15 protein-coding genes are annotated in these 16132 nt (G+C 70.8%); 9 read left to right on the top strand and 6 right to left on the bottom strand.

The annotated features are described in order from the left end of the window. Positions 1-8: 8 nt before the first annotated feature. Both E4O86_RS06770 and rsmI read right to left on the bottom strand, forming a co-directional pair. Entirely contained in the window at positions 9-389 is a 381-nt protein-coding gene (locus E4O86_RS06770; RefSeq protein ID WP_161139764.1) for a YraN family protein, read from the bottom strand. Further along, a complete protein-coding gene (gene rsmI / locus E4O86_RS06765) occupies positions 386-1303 on the bottom strand; it encodes a 16S rRNA (cytidine(1402)-2'-O)-methyltransferase (protein ID WP_161139763.1) in 918 nt (305 codons plus the stop codon). Before rsmI ends, E4O86_RS06770 begins: the two co-directional genes overlap by 4 nt. Positions 1304-1387: 84 nt before the next feature. On the opposite strand from rsmI, the gene E4O86_RS06760 reads away from it, so the two are divergent. Further along, a complete protein-coding gene (locus E4O86_RS06760) occupies positions 1388-2596 on the top strand; it encodes a penicillin-binding protein activator (RefSeq protein WP_161139762.1) in 1209 nt (402 codons plus the stop codon). 6 nt (positions 2597-2602) lie between these two features. Here the strand turns inward: E4O86_RS06760 and hemW are convergent, their stop codons facing one another. The 3 genes from hemW to rph are packed head-to-tail and all read right to left on the bottom strand — an operon-like array spanning position 2603 to position 5128. Next, the gene (hemW, locus tag E4O86_RS06755; RefSeq protein WP_161139761.1) at positions 2603-3778 is read right to left on the bottom strand and encodes a radical SAM family heme chaperone HemW; all 1176 of its coding nucleotides are present in this window, start codon (positions 3776-3778) and stop codon (positions 2603-2605) included. Further along, a complete protein-coding gene (rdgB, locus tag E4O86_RS06750; RefSeq protein ID WP_161139760.1) occupies positions 3775-4410 on the bottom strand; it encodes an RdgB/HAM1 family non-canonical purine NTP pyrophosphatase in 636 nt (211 codons plus the stop codon). The genes hemW and rdgB overlap by 4 nt, the downstream gene beginning before the upstream one ends. 4 nt (positions 4411-4414) lie before the next feature. Then, the gene (gene rph, locus E4O86_RS06745; RefSeq protein ID WP_161139759.1) at positions 4415-5128 is read right to left on the bottom strand and encodes a ribonuclease PH; all 714 of its coding nucleotides are present in this window, start codon (positions 5126-5128) and stop codon (positions 4415-4417) included. Positions 5129-5274: 146 nt separating this feature from the next. On the opposite strand from rph, the gene hrcA reads away from it, so the two are divergent. The 5 genes from hrcA to E4O86_RS06720 all read left to right on the top strand — a co-directional run bounded on the left by hrcA (position 5275) and on the right by E4O86_RS06720 (position 10653). Next, positions 5275-6336 carry a heat-inducible transcriptional repressor HrcA gene (gene hrcA, locus E4O86_RS06740; RefSeq protein WP_161139758.1) on the top strand — a complete coding sequence of 354 codons (1062 nt, stop codon included), beginning with the start codon at positions 5275-5277 and terminating at the stop codon, positions 6334-6336. Between the two features lie 67 nt (positions 6337-6403). Next, positions 6404-7033, top strand: a complete 630-nt coding sequence (grpE, locus tag E4O86_RS06735; protein WP_161139757.1) for a nucleotide exchange factor GrpE — start codon at positions 6404-6406, stop codon at positions 7031-7033. Positions 7034-7149: 116 nt separating this feature from the next. Beyond that, complete coding sequence (locus tag E4O86_RS06730) at positions 7150-8049, top strand: c-type cytochrome (protein ID WP_205520745.1); 900 nt, start codon at positions 7150-7152, stop codon at positions 8047-8049. A 103-nt stretch (positions 8050-8152) separates the two neighbouring features. Next, entirely contained in the window at positions 8153-9196 is a 1044-nt protein-coding gene (locus tag E4O86_RS06725) for a GMP reductase (protein WP_161139755.1), read from the top strand. Continuing rightward, positions 9193-10653: an AMP nucleosidase gene (locus E4O86_RS06720; RefSeq protein WP_161139754.1), complete on the top strand. Its 1461-nt coding sequence runs from the start codon at positions 9193-9195 to the stop codon at positions 10651-10653. The genes E4O86_RS06725 and E4O86_RS06720 overlap by 4 nt, the downstream gene beginning before the upstream one ends. A 3-nt stretch (positions 10654-10656) precedes the next feature. Here E4O86_RS06720 and E4O86_RS06715 read toward each other — a convergent pair whose 3' ends face one another. Further along, positions 10657-12141 carry a matrixin family metalloprotease gene (locus tag E4O86_RS06715; protein ID WP_161139753.1) on the bottom strand — a complete coding sequence of 495 codons (1485 nt, stop codon included), beginning with the start codon at positions 12139-12141 and terminating at the stop codon, positions 10657-10659. A gap of 460 nt (positions 12142-12601) precedes the next feature. Between E4O86_RS06715 and E4O86_RS06710 the strand changes: the two genes are divergently transcribed. From E4O86_RS06710 to preA, 3 genes are read left to right on the top strand one after another with little or no spacing between them, the layout of a single operon-like run. Further along, on the top strand, positions 12602-13969 hold the full coding sequence (locus E4O86_RS06710; RefSeq protein ID WP_161139752.1) for an NAD(P)-dependent oxidoreductase: 1368 nt from the start codon (positions 12602-12604) through the stop codon (positions 13967-13969). Next, positions 13966-14805 carry a methyltransferase domain-containing protein gene (locus E4O86_RS06705; RefSeq protein WP_161139751.1) on the top strand — a complete coding sequence of 280 codons (840 nt, stop codon included), beginning with the start codon at positions 13966-13968 and terminating at the stop codon, positions 14803-14805. The genes E4O86_RS06710 and E4O86_RS06705 overlap by 4 nt, the downstream gene beginning before the upstream one ends. Before the next feature lie 10 nt (positions 14806-14815). Beyond that, positions 14816-16126 carry an NAD-dependent dihydropyrimidine dehydrogenase subunit PreA gene (gene preA / locus E4O86_RS06700; RefSeq protein WP_161139750.1) on the top strand — a complete coding sequence of 437 codons (1311 nt, stop codon included), beginning with the start codon at positions 14816-14818 and terminating at the stop codon, positions 16124-16126. Positions 16127-16132 lie beyond the last annotated feature (6 nt).

Below are 16132 nucleotides of genomic sequence, written 5' to 3'. Positions count from 1 at the left end.
GCGTTCAATCACCAGCCCGGCCGAAACGCGTCCGGGACGTGGTGCGGCAGCCGCCAGGGCCGGACGATCACGAGGTCGAAGCGGAGCGTCAGCGCGGCCGCCCTCGGATGGCGGGCGAGCCAGATGCCGGCCGCGCCGGCGATCCGGCGCTCCGCCGCCGGCGTGACGGAATCCATCCCGTCGCGGAGCGTCGGACGGGCCTTCACCTCGGCGAAGACGATCGTGTCGCCCCGCTTCAGCACGAGGTCGATCTCGCCGAGCGGCGTCCTGTAGCGGCGCGCAAGTGCGCGGTAGCCCTTGGCGGCGAGGAGGAGCAGGGCGGCGAATTCGGCCGCATGGCCGCGGCGGTAGGCCTGCCGCCGCGCCGCGCCGAAGCCGCGCGGGCTCATCGTCCGGCTTTCAGCGCCAGTGCGCGCTGGTAGACGTCGCGCCGCTTCGCGCCCGTCTCCGCGGCCACCGCGTCGGCGGCGTCCCGCACCCCGAGCCGGGTGAGCGCCGCGCGGATCCGCTCGTCGAGGTCTTCCGCCGCGACGGGCTCGGCCTCCCCGGGCGGCGCGACGACGAGCACGATCTCGCCGCGGGCGGGGCCGTCGCCGTAGCGCTCGGCGAGCGCGGCGAGCGTGCCGCGGTCGAAGGTCTCGTGCAGCTTCGTCATCTCGCGGCAGACGGCCGCCTCGCGTGCGCCGCCGAGCACCGCCGCGGCGTCGGCGAGCAGCGCGCCGATCCGGTTCGGCGATTCGAGCAGCACGAGCGTCGCCGGGATCCCGGCGAGCGCCTCCAGCCGGCTCCGGCGCTGGCCGGCCTTGTTCGGCAGGAAGCCGGCGAAGAGGAACGTGTCCGTCGGCAGGCCGGCGCCGGCGAGCGCGGCGAGCACGGAGGATGCGCCCGGAACCGGCACCACGCTATGGCCACGTTCGACCGCGTCGCGGACCAGGCGGAAGCCCGGGTCGGAGACGAGGGGCGTGCCGGCGTCGGAGACGAGCGCGACCGCCTCGCCGCGCTCGAGCGCGGCGAGGATGCGGCGGGCGGCCTCCGGCCCGCTGTGCTCGTGATAGGCCGTGACGGCGGCCGATATGCCGTAGCGCGTCAGGAGCTTGCGGGTGACGCGGGTGTCCTCGCAGGCGATCAGGCCGGCGGCGGCGAGCGTATCGAGCGCGCGCAGCGTGATGTCGTCGAGATGGCCGATCGGCGTCGCCACCAGGTAGAGCCCGGGCGCGAGGGTGGGCGCGCGCACGATCTGGCCCCGGACCACGTAGCTCTTCGCGCCCGGCAGCCCGGCAGCGCCCTCGCCGTCCTCATCCATCCCCCGGTCAGGCCTTCTCTTGCCGCACTGCATAAATCTTCCTAGGGTCGCGTCCCGCTGTCCAGGCTTTCGAAAGGAGCGCCCGTGTCCCGCGCGATCCCGGCCATGCTGCGAAAGGTCCAGGCCCTCGTGGTCCTCTTCGCCACTCTCGCGGTTGCCGGCTGCATTTCCCTTCCCGGCCGGGGCAATGCGCCGCCTGCGTCCCCGCCCGTGCCGGGCGGCGCGGCGGCGGCGTCGGGCCAGGTGTTCGGGGGCGGCGAGGTCCGGGTCGCGATGCTCCTTCCGACGTCCGGTTCCGGCAATGCGGGCACGACCGGACAGGCCTTCCGCAACGCCGCCGAGCTGGCGATGCGCGACTTCCCCAATACCGGGATCGAGCTCGTGATCTACGACACCAGCGGGACGCCGACCGGCGCGCAGGCCGCGGCCGGACGCGCGCTCGGCGAGGGCGCCGAGATCATTCTCGGGCCGGTGTTCGCGACGGAGGTTGCCGCCGTCGCGCCGCAGGCGCGGCAGGCGGGCGTGCCGATGGTCGCCTTCTCCTCCGATTCCTCGCTTGCCGGCAGCGGCGTCTACCTGCTGAGCTTCCCGCCGGCCGACGACGTGAACCGGATCGTCACCTACGCCGCGCAGAAGGGAAGGCGGTCCTTCGCGGCGCTCCTGCCGGCCAACGCCTATGGCGCGGTCGTGGAGGCGGCGTTCCGCGAGGCGGTGGCGCGGACCGGCGGCCGCGTCGCGCTGATCGAGAGCTACGGCGACACGGCCGACATGCAGGCCAAGGCGGCGGCGGTCGGGGCTGCGGGTTCGACTTTCGACGCGCTTCTGGTGCCCGACGTGCCCGACCGCGTGCTGGCGCTCGCGCCGATGCTCGCCTCGGCCGGCGTCACGCCCGCCTCGAAGATGTTCCTCGGCAGCGGCCAGTGGGGCGATCCGAACGATCCGCGGGTGCCGAACAGCGCCGCGCTGGCCGGGGCGGTGTTCCCGGCGCCGGTGATGCAGGGCTACGAGGCGTTCGCGCAGCGCTATCGCACCGCCTACGGCTCGGCGCCGCCCCGCAACACGACGCTCGCCTATGATGCGACCGTGCTCGCGGCGGGCCTCGTGCGCCAGTTCGGAGACGACCCGTTCACGACCGCGATCATCGGCAATCCGAACGGCTTCTCCGGCATAGACGGCGTGTTCCGCTTCGGGCCGTCCGGCACGACCGAGCGTCGTCTCGCGGTCTACGAGGTGACGGGATCGGGGACGCGCGTCGCCGAACCTGCGGCCCGGAGCTTCGCCAGCGGCAGCTGATCGCGGTCAGGCGAGCTCGGCCACCAGCCGGTTCAGCACCAGCGCGCCGGCAGCCGTCGCGCGCAGGCGGCCCTCCGCCGTCGTCTCGACGAGGCCGAGGTCGGCGAGGCCGGCGATCCGGCCCGCGTCGAGGCCGCGGCCCGCAAGGCCGGCATGGCGGCCGAGGTCGATGCCCTCCCGCAGCCTGAGGCCCATGAGGAGCATCTCGTCGGCCGCCTCGTCCGCCGTCAGCGGCTCGGAGACCGCCGTCCCCGTGCCTGTCGTCTCGACCAGCTCCAGCCATCGCTCGGGCAGGCGCTCCGCGTCGCTCGCGCGCTTCGACCCGTCGAGCGTGAAGCGTCCGTGCGCGCCGGGTCCGATCCCCACATAGTCGCGGTAGCGCCAGTAGGTGAGGTTGTGCCGGCTCTCCGCGCCGGGCGCGGCATGGTTGGAGATCTCGTATGCGGCGAGCCCGCGGCGGGCGGTGACCTCCTGGGTCAGCTCGTAGAGATCGGCGGCGTGATCCGCGTCGGGGACGTTAAGCCGGCCCGCCGCATGGAGCCGGTGATAGGCCGTGCCCGGCTCGATGGTGAGCTGGTAGAGCGAGAGATGGTCGGCCGCGAGCCCGATCGCCGCCTCGAGTTCGCCCTCCCATTCGGCGAGCGACTGGCCCGGCCGCGCATAGATCAGGTCGAAGGAGAGGCGCGGAAAGGTGGCGCGGGCGAGCGCGATCGCGCGCCGGGCCTCGGCCGCGTCGTGAAGCCGCCCGAGCGCCCTCAAGGCGTCGTCATGGAGCGACTGGACGCCGAGCGAGACGCGGTTCACCCCAGCCGCCCGGTAGCCGCGGAAGCGCTCCGCCTCCACGCTCGACGGATTGGCCTCGAGCGTGATCTCCGCGTCGGGGGCGACGGGCCAGGCGGCCGCGACGGCGTCGAGCAGCGCGGCGACCGTCGCCGGCGCCATCAGCGAGGGCGTGCCGCCGCCGAGGAAGACCGAGGTGACCGTGCGGCCGGGCGTGAGCGCGGCGGCGTTCCCGATCTCCCGGGCGAAGGCCGCGGCGAAGCGCGCCTGGTCGGGCGGCGCCTGCCGGACGTGGGAGTTGAAGTCGCAATAGGGGCACTTGGCCGCGCAGAACGGCCAATGCAGGTAGACGCCGAAGGCGGTCGCCGCCTCCGGCACGGATGCGGGCGCCGTCGCGCTCATGTCGGACCCAGGCAGGCCTCCGCGAACAGCCTGAAGGCGCGGGCGCGGTGCGAAAGCGCCGCGGCCTCGCCCGGCTTCCAGCCGTGCTTCTCCTGCGCACTCATCTCGCCGAAGGTCCGCGCCTCGCCCGCAGGCAGGAACATCGGGTCGTAGCCGAAGCCCTCGCTGCCGCGCGGCGGCCAGACGAGCGTGCCCTCGACGATGCCCGGGAAGGTCTCGACGCTGCCGTCGGGGCGGGCGAGCGCGAGGACGCAGACGAACCGGCCGCCCCGGGCCGCCGGATCGCGGGCGCCGGCCGCCTGGAGCCGCTCCTCGACATTGCGCATGGCGCGGGCGAAGTCCTTGTCGGGACCGGCCCAGCGCGCCGAATAGATGCCCGGCTCGCCGCCGAGCGCGTCGACCGCGAGCCCGGAATCGTCGGCGAGCGCCGGCAGGCCGGAGGCTTCCGCCGCCGCCCGGGCCTTCAGGACCGCGTTCTCCTCGAAGCTCGTCCCGGTCTCCTCCGGCTCGGGCAGGCCGAGCTCGCCGGCGGAGCGGACGTCGAAGCCGAACGGTGCGAGGAGATCGCGGATCTCGCGCACCTTGCCGGGATTGTGGCTCGCGACGACGAGCGTGCCGGGCTCGAGGCGCATCGGATCAGCCCACCGCCATCGCCTGCAGGTCGACGAGCCGCCGGATCCCGCGCCTGGCGAGCGCCATCAGGGCCTGCAGGTCGTCGTCGGAGAACGGCGCGCCTTCCGCGGTCGCCTGCACCTCGACGAGACCGCCCTTGCCGGTCATCACGAAATTGGCGTCGGTGCCGGCCTCCGAATCCTCCGAATAGTCGAGGTCGAGCACCGCCTGTCCGCCGTGGATCCCGCACGAGATCGCGGCGACGTGGTCGACGAGCGCGCCGTCGCCCACCATGCCGCGCTTGCGCATCCAGGCGAGCGCGTCGTGGAGCGCGACCCAGCCGCCGGTGATCGAAGCGGTCCGGGTGCCGCCGTCGGCCTGGATGACGTCGCAGTCGACGGTGATCTGCCGCTCGCCGATCGCCTTCAGGTCGACCACCGCCCGCAGCGACCGGCCGATCAGGCGCTGGATCTCGAGCGTGCGGCCGCCCTGCCGGCCCTGCGCCGATTCGCGCCGCATGCGCTCGTTGGTGGAGCGCGGCAGCATGCCGTATTCCGCCGTCACCCAGCCCTTCCCGGTGCCGCGCAGCCATCCCGGGGTCTGCTCGCCGACGCTCGCCGTGCACAGCACGTGCGTGTCGCCGAACCGGACGAGGCAGGAGCCCTCGGCATGCTTCGAGAAGCCCCGCTCCAGCGACACCGGCCGGAGCTCGTCCGGCGCCCTCTTCGATGGTCTCATCGTTTCTCCCTGATCCGCCGCCCTGTTAGGCCGAGGCCGGGCCGAGGTAAAGCGCCGGGCTTGCCAGGCTGCCGCGCGCAATCAATATGTCGACCTGTATGCATTGGTCGTGTTCTGGACGAGTCTGAGGACGATCTGCTGACGCGATGAACCATCCTGAATCGCTCTACGCCCTCGACGACCGCTCGCGGGAGATCTTCCGCCGGATCGTCGAGTGCTATCTGGAGACCGGGGCCCCCGTCGGGTCCCGCAATCTCAGCCGTATCCTGACGGCAGCGCTGTCGCCCGCCTCCGTGCGCAACGTGATGGCGGATCTCGAGGCGATGGGCCTCATCTATGCGCCCCATACCAGTGCCGGCCGGCTGCCGACCGAGTTCGGGCTCCGCTTCTTCATCGATTCCGTCATGGAGATCGGCGACATCGCCGAGGAGGAGCGCCGGCGCATGGACGCCGAGGTGAAGGCCATCGGCGAGAACCGCTCGATCGAGAGCCTCTTCACCGAGGCGAGCCAGATGCTCTCCGCCATGTCGCGGGGCGCCGGCGTCGTGCTCTCCGCCAAGGTCGATGCGCGCCTGAAGCACATCGATTTCGTCCGGATCGAGCCGACCCGGGCGCTCGTCGTGCTGGTGGCGGAGAACGGCACCGTGGAGAACCGCGTCATCGACGTGCCGCGCGGCCTGCCGACGGCGTCGCTGACGGCGGCCGGCAACTATCTCAACGCGCACATTCTGGGCCGCACGCTCGCCGAGGCGCGCGCGGAGCTGGAGCGGCTCCGGGAGGAGCGCCGGCGCGAGATCGACGAGCTCACCGACCGCGTCATCGCCGCGGGGCTTGCGACCTGGTCCGGCAACGGCAGCCGGGAGGGCACGCTGATTGTCCGCGGCGTCTCGAACCTCCTGGAGGATCTCCGCGCGGCCGAGGACATCGAGCGGCTCCGTCTCCTCTTCGACGACCTGGAGACGAAGACCGACATCATCCAGCTGCTCGGGCTTGCCGAGCAGGGCGAGGGCGTGAAGATCTTCATCGGATCGGAGAACAAGCTCTTCTCGCTCTCCGGATCGTCGCTGGTCGTGGCGCCGTTCCGCGATACGGGCGACCGCGTCGTCGGCGTGCTCGGCGTGATCGGCCCGACCCGGCTCAACTACGCCCGCGTCGTGCCGGCCGTGAACTACACCGCCCAGCTCGTCACTCAGCTTCTGGGCCGCTGACGGCGCGCTTGATTTTGCCGCCGGCAGGTTCGATATCCCGCGCGAACAGCGAACAGGGGTGACGGACATGACCGACACGGACCGGACCAAAGCCGCGTCTGAAGCTGCCGCCGCCGCCTCCGACGGTGCCGTCGGCGAGGAAGCGCGTGCCGCGGCCGGCGAGAGCGCGCAGGACGCCGTGGCGCGCCTGGAGGCGGAGAAGGCCGATCTGACGGAGAGACTGGTGCGCGTGGCCGCCGATCTCGACAATTACCGCAAGCGCGCCGAGCGCGAGCTCGCCGACGCGCGCAAGTATTCGGTGACGCGGTTCGCGGCCGACATGCTGACGGTGAACGACAATCTCGCGCGGGCGCTCGACTCCGTTCCGGAGGAGCTGCGCGCCGATACCGCCATGGCGAGCCTCGTCGAAGGCGTCGAGATGACCGCGCGCGAGATGGCGCGCCTTCTCGGCAAGCACGGCGTGACGCAGATCGAGGCCGCCGGCGAGCGGTTCGACCCGAACCGGCACCAGGCGGTGTTCGAGGTTCCGGATCCGAGCGTGCCGGCCGGGACCGTCGTCCAGGTGATGCAGCCGGGCTACATGATCGGCGACCGCGTGCTGCGCGCGGCGATGGTCGGCGTCTCGAAGGGCGGCCCGAAGGCGGCGGACGGGCAGCAGGGACAGGCCGGCCAGCCGGAGACGGTCCAGAACGGCTGAGCCTGCGGCCGCCGGCCTTGTTGCGGAAGCTGCCGGCAAGGTCCGGTTGGTCGGTCCCCTGACGGCTGCCTTCCCGCCCGCTGCGTGATAGGAGGCGCTGCGGCGAGGGAGGCGGCATGATGGCATCACGCGCGGGCATTCGGGCGCTTCGGATTGGCATGGCACTGGCGCTTTCCGCCGGCCTCTGCGTGTCCGCCTCTTCGGCCGGGGTTCTCGGCGGAAGCGCGCAGGGCCCCGGCGGCGAAGCGGCGGCGGGCAGTGCTGTCGCGGCAGCGGAATCCCGCTCCGCGGCCGCTCCGGCCGACCGGCCGCCGCAGCCGCCCGCGAGCGAATCCGACGAGCCGCGGCCGGCCGAGACGGAGCTCGGGCCGGTCTTCATGCTCACCGTCGGCGGCAAGCTCTACGACGATCTCTGGGTCGTGCTGGGCACGGCCGCGCCCGCCGGCCGCAACCCGGCCTTCCCGAAGGATGTCGAGATCGATGCGCGCCAGACCTGGCGCTGCGTCACCTGCCACGGCTGGGACTATCGCGGCGGCGAGGGCGAGACGTCCCGCCGGATTCCGGGCGCGAACTTCCCGAGCCTGCGCGCGCTCGACGGCGAGAACCCGGCGGATGTCGCCGAGCGGATCCGCGATGCGCACGGCCTGTTCCTCGTCGGCGCGGTTCCGGATCTCGCCATCGACCTCCTTGCCGGCTTCCTGACCGGCGGCCAGATCGACGAGGCGGACTTCTTCGACGAACGCGGCCGCTCCCTCGGCGAGCCGGAGGTCGGGCGCGACATCTTCGAGGGCGCCTGCATCAACTGCCACCAGCTCGACGGCCGGCGCTTCCTGCACGGCGAGCACGGCGACCGCTCCTCGCTCGGCTGGGTCGTCCGCAACCGGCCGGAACAGGCGCTCCACAAGATCATGAACGGCGTGCCGGGCGCGGAGATGCTCGCGCTCCGCTTCATGGACTACTGGCAGATCGCGGACCTCCTCGCCTATCTGCAGGTGCTCGATCCGAAGGAGAGGTGAGGCTCTTGGCAGCCGGCGCGGCGCTTGCCTGAGGCGGGGGCGCGGTCCATCTCTCCGGCGGAGCCGGTGATCCGACGGCCCGCGCCGTTCGACGGGGATAGTCATGCGTATCGAAAGCGATCTGAAGCTCGACTTCAAGGACGTCCTGATCCGGCCCAAGCGCTCGACGCTCGGCAGCCGGAGCGAGGTGGACGTCGACCGCACGCTCCGCTTCCGGCATGCCGGGAACGAATGGACGGGGTTCCCGCTCATCGCCGCGAACATGGACGTGACGGGCACCTTCGCGATGGCCCGGGCGCTTGCCGGCTTCGGCGCGCTGGTGGCGCTCCACAAGCACTATTCGGAGGACGATCTCGCCGCCTTCTTCGAGGAGGACGGTTCGCGCGGCGCCTTCTACTCGCTCGGGACCACCGAGAGCGATCGCGAGAAGCTCCGCCGCGTCGACGGGCGGGTGCCGATCCGGATGATCTGCCTCGATGTCGCCAACGGCTACACCGAGAAGTTCGTGGAGCTCGTCGCCGAGATCCGCGCCGAGCACCCGCAGGCGGTGGTGATGGCCGGCAACGTGGTGACCGGCGACATGACGGAGCAGCTCGTGCTCGCCGGCGCCGACATCGTGAAGGTCGGCATCGGGCCGGGCTCGGTCTGCACCACGCGCAAGATGACCGGCGTCGGCTATCCGCAGCTCTCGGCGATCATCGAATGCGCCGATGCGGCACACGGGCTCGGCGGCCATGTCTGCGCCGACGGCGGCTGCACGGTGCCGGGCGACGTCGCCAAGGCCTACGGGGCGGGCGCGGATTTCGTGATGCTCGGCGGCATGCTCGCCGGACACGACGAATGCGAGGGCGACATCCGCTACGAGGAGCGTGACGGCGAGCGCGTGCCCGTCGGCATGACCTTCTACGGCATGTCCTCCGACACCGCGATGAACAAGCATTCCGGCGGGGTCGCCCATTACCGGGCCTCGGAAGGCAAGACGGTCGAAGTGCCCTATCGCGGCCCGGTGGCCGACACGATGCAGGAGATCATGGGCGGCGTGCGCAGCATGATGACCTATATCGGCGCGCGCAAGCTCAAGGAGGTGCCGAAACGGACGACCTTCGTGCTCGTCGGGAGCCAGTTGAACACGGTGTTCGGCGGATGAGCGGCCTCTGCGCCGGACATCCGGCGCGCGACCTTCAGCCCTTCACGGACGCCGACGCGGCGCTCGCGCGCATTTCGGAGATCTATGAGCGCAGCCTTTCGGCGATCCTCGACGCCTTCGCCGCCCGGCGCGTGCCGGGCCCCTGTCCGGTCGATGCGCCCTATCCCTATCTCGGGCTCTCTGTCGCCAGGGCGGAGCTCCACGTCGATGCGCGCCTCTCCTACGGCGTCCTCCTCGAGCCGGGCGATTACGGCACCACGCTCACCCGTCCGTCGCTCTTCGCCCGCTACTACCGGGAGCAGATCGAGCTCCTCCTCAGGCATCACGGCGTGCCGGTCTATGTCGGGGAGGGCCGGCGGCAGATCCCGCTTCCCTTCGTGCTCGAGGAGAGCGTCACGGACGTCAGCGAGGAGGACGTGCGCGCGCTGCAGGAATGCTTCGCGCTGCCGGATCTCAGCGCCACCGACGATTCGATCGCGAACGGAACGCTGCAGCGGCGCGACGGCGAGCCGAGGCCGCTCGCGCTGTTCGAGGCCGAGCGCGTCGACTATTCGCTCGCCCGGCTCGAGCACTATACCGGCACCAAGGTTGAGCACTTCCAGAGCTTCGTGCTGCTGACGAACTACCAGCGCTATGTCGACGCGTTCGTCGCCTTCGGGCACGAGCAGGTCGGCCGCGACGGCTATGTCGGGTTCGTGGAGCCCGGCAACGTCGTGACGCCCAGTCCGCGCGCCGCGGGCGGGCCGGGCCAGGAGACGCCCCGCTACCTGCCGCAGATGCCCGCCTATCACCTGAAGCGCGAGGCGAGCGACGGCATCACGCTCATCAATATCGGCGTCGGGCCGAGCAACGCGAAGACGATAACGGACCATCTGGCTGTCCTGCGGCCGCATTGCTGGCTCATGCTCGGCCATTGCGCGGGGCTGAGGCGGAGCCAGCTCCTCGGCGACTACGTGCTCGCCCACGGCTATGTCCGCGACGACCACGTGCTCGATCAGGACCTGCCGGTCTGGGTGCCGGTGCCGCCGATCGCGGAGGTGCAGGTCGCGCTCCAGGATGCGACGGCGTCGGTCACGGGCCTGCGCGGCCAGGATCTCAAGACGCGGCTGAGGACGGGGACCGTCGCCACCACCGACAACCGGAACTGGGAGCTGCGCTTCGACGAGCTCTTCGCGCGGCTCAATCTCAGCCGGGCCATCGCGGTCGACATGGAATCGGCGACGGTCGCCGCTAACGGCCTGCGCTTCCGGGTGCCCTACGGCACGCTCCTCTGCGTTTCCGACAAGCCGCTCCATGGCGAGCTGAAGCTCGGCGGCGTGGCGAACGCGTTCTACCGCGAGCGCGTCCGCCAGCACCTGATGGTCGGGCTCGAGACGATGCGGCGCCTGCGCGAGGAAGGCGTCGACCGGCTGCATTCCCGCAAGCTGAGGGGCTTCGACGAGCCGGCCTTCCGCTGAGCCTCACGGCGTCCAGTACTGGTACCAGCCATATTCCCAGCTCGTGTACCAGCCCGCGCTCCACTGCGCGTACCAGCCCCATGCCCAGGTCCAGTAGGAGCCGTAGTCCCAGTCGATGTACCAGCCATAGGCCGGCTGGATCGTCCAGCCCTGCGCCCAGCCGAGGTGCCAGCCGTAGTACCAGTCCGTCGACCAGCCGTAGGACCACCAGCCGTTCCAGCCGTAGCCCCAGGCCCAGGTCCAGTCGAGGTGCCAGCCATAGGTCCAGCCGATCGTCCAGGCCCAGCCGCCGCCGCCCCAGCTCCAGTACCAGCCATATTCCCAGGCATAGGACCAGGACGGAGCGGGATAGAGATACCAGCCGTAGGCCCAGTCGAAGTCCCAGCCGTAGAACCAGTAGGTGTGCCAGCCATAGGCCCAGTCGGTCGACCAGCCGTAGCTCCACGTGCCGTGCCAGCCATAGGCCCAGGAGCCCGGAGCCGGAAGGTACCAGCCGTAGGCCCAGTCGAAGTCCCAGCCGTAAAACCCGTAGGTGTACCAGCCATAGGCCCAGTCGGTGGACCAGCCGTAGGACCAGTCGCCGTGCCAGCCATAGGCCCAGGCCCACGACCAGTGGAAGGTCCAGCTTGAATGCCAGCCGGTCGCGAGGCTCCAGCTGCCGGGATCCCAGGTCCAGTGGCCGCCGTAGTCCCAGCCATAGGCCCAGCTCTGCGCCGGATAGACGTACCAGCCATAGGCCCAGTTGAAGTCCCAGCCGTAGGACCAGGCCGTGTACCAGCCGTGCTGCCAGCCATAGGTCCAGCCATAGGCCCAGGCATCGTGCCAGCCGTGGCCCCAGCTCCAGTGCCAGCCGTAATGGTATTCGTAATGGCCGCCATAGGCCCAGTCGATGTGCCAGCCGTAGTTCCAGCCGAGGTGCCAGCCATAGGCCCAGGCCCAGTGCTGCTCCGCGCCGTAGATCGCCTGGATGCCCTCGATGTCGCTCGCCGTCAGGTCGAGGACCACCGCATTGTAGTAGGGATCCATGATCGAAGGCTCGGCCCAGTAATGGTCGAGGCCGAGCGCGTGGCCGATCTCGTGCAGGGCGACGGCCTCGAAGCTGATCGTGCCGAACTTCACCTCTTCGCTGGTCGGCACCCAGGGTTCCGCCGAATCGAAGGCGATCTCGACGTAGAGGATCGTGCCCGTGAAGTCGTAGGAGAAGGTCGTCTCCGCCAGCGTGCCGCCGACGCCGTCCAGGGCATCCCAGCCGATCCGGATGTCGACGGTCAGGGAATCGGAGACCGCCGCGAACTCGATGTCCCCGTAATAGCCCCATTCGGCGAAGGCGGCGGCGATGACCGCTTGGTATTCGGCGGTGAGCTGCGCGTCGAAATCGTAGTAGCTCGTGCCGCTCCACGCGCTGGCGAAGCTGTAGGTGACCGTCCCGCCCGCGGTTCCGAAGACCGGATCGTCTCCCCACTTCACGCCATAGGCTGCATATCCCATCCGCCGACCCGCCGTGTCCCGACGGATATCTTCCGCCGCAGCGGCAGCATCATAGACGCAGCTTTCAATAGTCTGAAGATCTGCGGTGCGAGGATCGCGGACGGTCCGCTAGCCGGCGCGCCGGCCGGGCCTCACAAACCTTCGACGATATAAGGCAGCGCCAGCACGAGGACCGAGAGCGTGGTCAGCGAGAGGAAGCCGGCGGTGCGGAGTGCGAAATAGCGAAGCATGGCGGAAACTCCTGTCGTGCTTGTTCTACAGGCCGGCCGTTTCCGGCCGATTGCGGAAGGGTCAGATTGGGTGTCGCCCCTGTTTCGCGACGGCGACGCCGCGTGACGCTTCGCGACACGAAAATTGACCGCTCGATAAAAGATTTGACCGGCGCCGCCGGCGCGCTCATCCTCCCCTCCGGGGAACGGCCTCGATCCTGCGCACGCGGCGAGGCGGGCGGGAGAAGCGGATGCTCGTCGAGAGATCGTCAGCGGGCCGGGGCGGCCCGGCCTCCGGGCCGGTCGAGGACCGTCGGATCGAATTCGGGGAGCTTCATCCTCCCCTGAGCGCGCACGAGGCGCATGTCGAGGCGGACCGCTGCTATTTCTGCTACGACGCGCCCTGCACGGTGGCCTGCCCGACCTCGATCGACATCCCGCTCTTCATCCGCCAGATCGCGACCGGCAATCCGAAGGGCGCGGCGCGGACGATCTTCGCGGAGAACATTCTCGGCGGCATGTGCGGCCGGGTCTGCCCGGTCGAGACGCTCTGCGAGGAAGCCTGCGTGCGGATGGAGGCCGAGGGCAAGCCGGTGAAGATCGGCATGCTCCAGCGCCACGCGACCGACCACCTGATCTTCGCTGGCGAGCAGCCCTTCGCGCGCGCCGCGCCGACCGGCAGGCGGGTCGCCGTCGTCGGCGCCGGCCCGGCCGGGCTTGCCTGCGCCCACCGGCTCGCGCTCCGCGGCCACGAGGTGGTGATGTTCGACGCCCGTCCGCGCCCGGGCGGGCTCAACGAATACGGCATCGCCGCCTACAAGACCGTCGACGATTTCGCCCAGCGCGAGGTCGACTTCATCCTCTCCGTCGGCGGCATCACGCTCGAACCCGGCATGGCGCTCGGGCGCGATTTCACGCTGGCGGAGCTAGGCGAGGATTTCGACGCCGTGTTCCTCGGCATGGGGCTTGCCGGCGTGAACGCGCTCGCCGCGCCGGGCGAGGCCGCGCCGGGGGTCACCGACGCGGTCGAATGGATCGCGCGGCTGCGCCAGGCCGAGGACGCTTCGGCCGTCCCGATCGCGCCGCGCGTCGCCGTGATCGGCGGCGGCATGACGGCGATCGACGCCGCCGTCCAGGCCAAGCTCCTCGGCGCCGAGGAGGTCACCATCCTCTATCGCCGCGGCCGCGCCGACATGAAGGCGAGCCTCTGGGAGCAGGAGCTCGCGCAGACGCGCGGCGTGACGATCCTGGAATGGGCGCAGCCGGTCCAGATCATCGCCGGCCAGTCCGGCGCGGTCGAGGCGATCGTGGTGGAGCGGACGCGAATTGCCGGCGGCCGGCTCGTCGGGACCGGCGCCGTCGTGACCATCCCGGTCGACATGGTGTTCAAGGCGATCGGCCAGACCTTCGTCCCCGAGCCGCTCGGCGCCGCCGCCGGAATCCGGCTTGAGGGCGGGCGGATCGCCGTGGATGCCGAGCGGCGCACCAGCGCGCCCGGCATCTGGGCCGGCGGCGATTGCGTCGCCGGCGGCCAGGACCTGACGGTGGCGGCCGTCGAGGACGGCAAGGTGGCGGCCGAGTCGATCCATCGGTCCCTGACGGGAGGTGCCGCGCCGTGAGCGATCTGGAATCGGGCGTCTCGCGCCATTATTCGGCCTATGACGTGCTCAACCGGATCCGGGCGGCGCTGGCGGAGATGGGCTATGCCGCCGGGGCGCGCGTCCCGCCCGAGGTCCTGAAGCCGGTCGACGAGTTCCATATCGGCGGCGCGCAGGCGACGGCCGACCTCCTCGAGCATCTGGAGATCGGCCCCGGGACCGAGGTGCTCGACATCGGGTCCGGCATCGGCGGGCCGGCGCGCGCGGTGGCGCTGCGCTGCGGCTGCCATGTCACGGGCGTCGATCTCACGCCGCAATTCGTGGAGACGGCGCGGGCGCTGAGCGAGATGTCCGGCGTCGCGGAGCGCGTGCGCTTCGAGGTGGGGAGCGCCACCGATCTGCCGCTCCCCGATGCGGGCTTCGATCTCGCGCTCCTCCTCCATGTCGGCATGAACATTCGCGACAAGGCGGCGCTCTTCCGCGAGGCGCATCGGGTGCTCAGGCCCGGCGGCACCTTCGCGGTCTACGACGTCATGCGCACCGGCGCGGGCGAACTCGCCTTTCCGGTGCCGTGGGCGGAAACGGCCGATCTCTCGGCGCTCGAGCCGCCGGAGGTCTATCGCGGCTGCGCGGAGGCGGCAGGCTTCGCGCTGCTGCGCGAGGAGAACCGCGGCGCGATCGCGCTCGATTTCTTCGCCCGCATCCGGGCGCAGGCGGCGGATGCCGCCGCCTCGCCGCTCGGCCTCCACGTCCTGATGGGGCCGAACGTGGCGCAGAAGACGGCGAACATGGTCGCCGCGATCGGCGCCGGCACCATCGCGCCCGTCCAGATGATCTTCCGGTCCGCGTCAGCCTGAAGGGGCCCACATGGCGAACCTCGCAACCGAATTCCTCGGCATCAAGTCGCCGAATCCGTTCTGGCTCGCCTCCGCGCCGCCGACGGACAAGGCCTACAACGTCGTGCGCGCCTTCCAGGCGGGCTGGGGCGGCGTCGTCTGGAAGACGCTCGGCGAGGACCCGCCGATCGTGAACGTGAACGGCCCGCGCTACGGCGCCGTGCACGGGCCGGACCGCCGGCTGCTCGGCTTCAACAACATCGAGCTCATCACCGACCGGCCGCTCGAGGTGAACCTCCGCGAGATCAAGGAGGTGAAGCGCGCCTGGCCCGACCGCGCCCTCGTCGTCTCGCTGATGGTGCCCTGCGAGGAGCGCAACTGGGCCGACATACTCGCCCGCGTCGAGGAGACGGGCGCGGACGGCGTGGAGCTCAATTTCGGCTGCCCGCACGGCATGTCGGAGCGCGGCATGGGCTCCGCCGTCGGCCAGGTGCCGGAATACATCGAGATGGTGGCGCGCTGGTGCAAGGCGCACACCCGCATGCCCGTGATCGTGAAGCTGACGCCGAACATCACCGATATCCGCTATCCCGCGCGCGCGGCTGCGAAGGGCGGGGCGGACGCCGTCTCGCTCATCAACACGGTCTCGTCGCTGATGGGCGTCGACCTCGACCGGATGGCGCCGGTGCCCACGATCGACGGCAAGGCGAGCCATGGCGGCTATTGCGGCCCGGCCGTGAAGCCGATCGCGCTCAACATGGTGGCCGAGATCGCGCGCGATCCGGCGACGAACGGCATGCCGCTCTCGGCAATCGGCGGCATCACCACCTGGCGCGATGCGGCCGAGTTCATGGCGCTCGGCGCCGGCACCGTCCAGGTCTGCACGGCCGCGATGACCTACGGCTTCCGGATCGTGCAGGAGATGATCGCCGGCCTGTCGCAATGGATGGACGAGAAGGGCTACACAAGCGTTTCCGATTTCGTCGGCCTCGCCGTCCCGAATGTCACGGACTGGCAGTATCTCAACCTGAACTATGTCACGAAGGCGCGGATCGACCAGGAACTCTGCATCAAGTGCGGGCGCTGCCACGTCGTCTGCGAGGACACCTCGCACCAGGCGATCACCCGGACGGTGGCGGGCGTGCGGAAGTTCGAGGTGATCGATTCCGAGTGCGTCGGCTGCAATCTCTGCGTCTCGGTCTGCCCGGTCGAGAACTGCATCACCATGGAGGCGCTGCCGCCCGGAGCGACCGACCCCCGCACCGGCCTTCCCGTCGAGGCGGCCTACGCCAACTGGACGACCCATCCGAACAACCCGATGGCGCGGGTGGCGGCGGAATAGGGCGGC

Source organism: Propylenella binzhouense (assembly GCF_009866965.1).
GTDB classification, from domain to species: Bacteria; Pseudomonadota; Alphaproteobacteria; order Rhizobiales; family Afifellaceae; genus Propylenella; species Propylenella binzhouense.
Note: the sequence above shows the minus strand (reverse complement) of the source record. Positions and strands in the feature narration are given on the sequence as shown.